A 3312-nucleotide genomic window follows, 5' to 3' on the forward strand; every position below is an offset into this window, starting at 1 on the left:
GCAGGGGGGACCCTGTGGGAGAGTAGGACGCCGCCGAACAATCATTGTGGGAAAGCCCCGCACCTTATGGTGCGGGGCTTTTCTGCGTTCAGGGGGCTTCCGACAGAGCCGCTCGGTATCGTGGCCAGCGTTCCCCTGGAGGCACGATGACAGCACAGCACCTCGAGGACGACGGCCCGCTCGTCCCCCAGCCGGCCATGACGCGCGAAGCCCTGCGGGACGCCGTGCGCAGGATCGACATGCCGCACCTCGCCGAGTTCGACAGGGAATGCCACGCGGCGTTCGACCGTGCCGCGGAGACGGGTGCCATCAACCCGCTCCGCTTCTTCCTGATCAAGTGGGCGACGCACGTGGCCATCCACCGCTGGCCCGCGCGCTCGGCGGCGCTGCTCGAGGCCGAGCGCACCGCCGGCGACCCGGACGCCACGGAAGCGGAGTTCCAAGCCGCGATGGAGACCAGCAGCCGGATCCTCGCCGAAGCCCAGCGGGAGATCGGTCGGTGACCCTGCGGGGTGAGGGAGTCGAGAACGAGGCCGGCTGGGCGTGGGAGTGCGATCCCAGCCGCCTGTGGGTGCTCGGCGACATGGCCGCCGAGCACCAGAAGACGGTCGGTGCCGTCATGGACGGCCTCGTGGATCTGGCCTCCATGGGAATCGACCCCAAGGACGGCAGCCTCTACGAAGACCCCAGCCCCATGCGGCTGCGCACGTACGAGGACGAGCATCTGATGCTCTGGTACCAGACGATCCCTCACCGCAGCCGGGTCCACCTGAAGCGGGTCAACCTCTGATCAACCACGCCGTGGACGCGCTCCCTGCCTGCGGCAGCCGCCTCCGCCGCACCCGATGGTGTGCCATCCCCCCGTTGCTACGGTCGACGTGCCGGTAGCGGGCGTCGGGGCGATGGGGTCCTTCGCCGGCTTCGGACGCACGCGGCGCGCTCGCAACGGCAGCAGCCGCTGGGCCATCCACCGCATCTCCGCGGACGCCCAGGGCGCCCTGCGGGTGCAGGAGGCGCTGGCCGTTCCGCCCAGGCCCGTGGACCGCAGGAGCATCGCCTTCGCCCAGGGCGATCTCTCCGCACTGCATGTCGGCAGCACCGAGTCCGTCCTGGGCTGCCGGGCGTCGGTCGCGGGCCCGCTGTCGATCGCACCCAGGACCCCGTCTGGCGCTGTGACCACTCGAAGAGCGACCCCTTCTGTCCCGGTGCGGCCAGCCGGGGCGGCGGGAACGCGGCCACAGGCGACGGCCGGATCGTCGGGATGTCGACCGACAGGACGGAGTGTTCCTCCGGGTGTGCGGTGACGGTGCACGTCCGGGAGGCCCGCACCGGCGGTTCCCACCACACCGTGAAACTGCCCGGCCAACTCCGGCACTCCTCTATCGTCAGCGCCTCCGGCCGCCATCTGCTCGTCAACGCACCGGAGAACGAGCCCCAGCGGCTGCTGGTCCTCGACATCAAGCCCGCCTCGAGCGCGGGGCTGTGGGGCTCCCTGCTCTGGCAGCCCGAAGGCGACGAGGGGGTCGTGGCCGCGACGGATCTGCGGACCGGCCAGATCACCCGCCGCGTCGACCTGGGGTCGGGCTGCCGTCCGTACGAGCTCCAGGCCGACGGCGACTGGTTCTACTCGGCCTGCTCCTCCGACGGCGCCGGGGCGGCCGCGTACCACGTGCCGTCAGGGCAGCGGCTCCCCCTGTCCTTCGTCTCCGAGCGTCCCCTCGGCAGCGTGCAGCTCGGCGACGGCTCCGTGATCCAGCACAACCAGGGCCTCAACGTCTACAACCTGCGCTCCGGCAAAGCGGAGAGGGAGCACCAGGCCGAGGGGCACGTGGGCGGCTGCAGCCTCGGCTGGGCCGTCGACCGCTTCGGCGCCGTCCGGCCTACCTCGACCGGGACGAGACGGCTCACGTCGTCGGAGTCACCGGCGCTGCCTCCCCGCTCGCGGCGATCGACCAGAACGTTCCCGGACCTTCGACGCCAAGAACCCGAGCGGCCGACAGGCCCGCTGGAGGCTGATCGTGCGAAACAAGACCTCGGGTGTCTCTGCCGTCCTGCGCAGCGGCGGTGAAACGCGCGGCGCGATCGACCTGTCCTGGAACGGGAAGGACCAGTCCGGTCGCACCGTCCTCAACGGTGCGTACGAATGGATGCTGCCGGCCGTCCCGGCGGACGGCCAGGGAGCCCAACTCAAGGCGACGGGCCCGGACACCCTTAGCCGGCCGGGCGGTACGTGCACACCTGGACGCCGGTGGGGCCGGTGACCGCGGAGACCAGCTCGAGCCTGCGTTGTGCACCGTCGGCGGGGAAGATCGACTTTCCGCCGCCGAGGAGCACCGGCATGACGATGAGGCAGAGCTCGTCGACCAGGCCCTCGCTCAGCAGGGTGCGTACGAGCGTGGGGCTGCCCATGACCGCCAGGTCGCCGCCCTCGCGCTCGTGGAGCTCGCGGATGCCGGCGACGGCCTTGTCCCCGGGGATGAGCGTGGTGTTGTTCCACGACAGCTGGTCGGCGCCCAGGGTCTGGGAGACCACGTGCTTCGGGATGGCGTTCATGCGGTCGGCGAACGGGTCGCCGGCCCGCTCGGGCCAGGCCGCGGCCATCGTCTGCCACGTACGCCGCCCGAACAGCAGCGCCTCGGCCTTGCTCAGCGCGTCGCTGAAGGCACCGCCCACCACCTCGGCGTCGAAGAACGGGTGCGACCAGCCACCGTGGGCAAACCCGCCATCGGTGTCCTCCTCGGGTCCACCCGGCGCCTGCACGACGCCGTCCAGGCTCATGAACTCGGTGACCACGATGCGCATGGGACTCGCTCCTCATCCTCATTCCGGGTGCGTACGGCATGAAGACTGCTGCGCCGCCCGGAAATCATCGCTCGCACGCGTACGTGTCGCGGGGACTACGGGAACCTCGGCCCGGCGTGCAGGCCGGTACCTGGCGAAACCGCAGGTCGGAGCCCCTGTGGCTGCTCGTTTTGACACCTCGGAGGCCCAGTTGTAGGGTTGGGCGGTTGCCTGGAACTGGACAAGTTCGGCAGCCAACAGCAAGACCCCTCGCACCCCGGAATCAAATTCTGCGGGTGCGTACTCGACTCCTCATCCAGGAACCTGAAGCCGGGAAATCCGGTGGAAAACTTCTGATAGAGTCGGACTCGCCGGAAAGGGAAACGCGAAAGCGGAGAACTGGAAAGCAAATCCCGCTTCGACCGGGAATCGGACACGAAAGAGTCTGATAGAGTCGGAAACGCAAGAACGAAAGCCCGGAGGAAAGCCCGAGAGGGTGAGTACAAAGGAAGCGTCCGTTCCTTGAGAACT

At 69.4% G+C, this 3312-nt stretch carries 4 protein-coding genes; 3 read left to right on the forward strand and 1 reads right to left on the reverse strand.

Going from position 1 to position 3312, the window contains the following annotated elements:
- Window positions 1-146: 146 nt before the first annotated feature.
- The 3 genes from AB0I68_RS38840 (at window position 147) to AB0I68_RS38850 (ending at window position 2068) form a co-directional block, all read left to right on the forward strand.
- Window positions 147-503: a DUF6247 family protein gene (locus AB0I68_RS38840; protein ID WP_363182162.1), complete on the forward strand. Its 357-nt coding sequence runs from the start codon at window positions 147-149 to the stop codon at window positions 501-503.
- The gene (locus AB0I68_RS38845) at window positions 500-790 is read left to right on the forward strand and encodes a hypothetical protein (RefSeq protein ID WP_363182163.1); all 291 of its coding nucleotides are present in this window, start codon (window positions 500-502) and stop codon (window positions 788-790) included. The genes AB0I68_RS38840 and AB0I68_RS38845 overlap by 4 nt, the downstream gene beginning before the upstream one ends.
- 471 nt (window positions 791-1261) lie before the next feature.
- On the forward strand, window positions 1262-2068 hold the full coding sequence (locus tag AB0I68_RS38850; RefSeq protein WP_363182164.1) for a hypothetical protein: 807 nt from the start codon (window positions 1262-1264) through the stop codon (window positions 2066-2068).
- Window positions 2069-2211: 143 nt separating this feature from the next.
- Here AB0I68_RS38850 and AB0I68_RS38855 read toward each other — a convergent pair whose 3' ends face one another.
- Complete coding sequence (locus AB0I68_RS38855; protein WP_363182165.1) at window positions 2212-2802, reverse strand: dihydrofolate reductase family protein; 591 nt, start codon at window positions 2800-2802, stop codon at window positions 2212-2214.
- Window positions 2803-3312 lie beyond the last annotated feature (510 nt).

Source organism: Streptomyces sp. NPDC050448 (assembly GCF_040655295.1).
In the GTDB taxonomy this organism is placed as follows: Bacteria; Actinomycetota; Actinomycetes; order Streptomycetales; family Streptomycetaceae; genus Streptomyces.

Excerpts from the sequence above, each read along its gene's own strand:
- AB0I68_RS38850 (WP_363182164.1), top strand. The coding sequence starts at position 1,262 with ATGTCGACCGACAGGACGGAGTGTTCCTCCGGGTGTGCGGTGACGGTG.
- AB0I68_RS38840 (WP_363182162.1), top strand. The coding sequence starts at position 147 with ATGACAGCACAGCACCTCGAGGACGACGGCCCGCTCGTCCCCCAGCCG.
- AB0I68_RS38855 (WP_363182165.1), bottom strand. The coding sequence starts at position 2,802 with ATGCGCATCGTGGTCACCGAGTTCATGAGCCTGGACGGCGTCGTGCAG.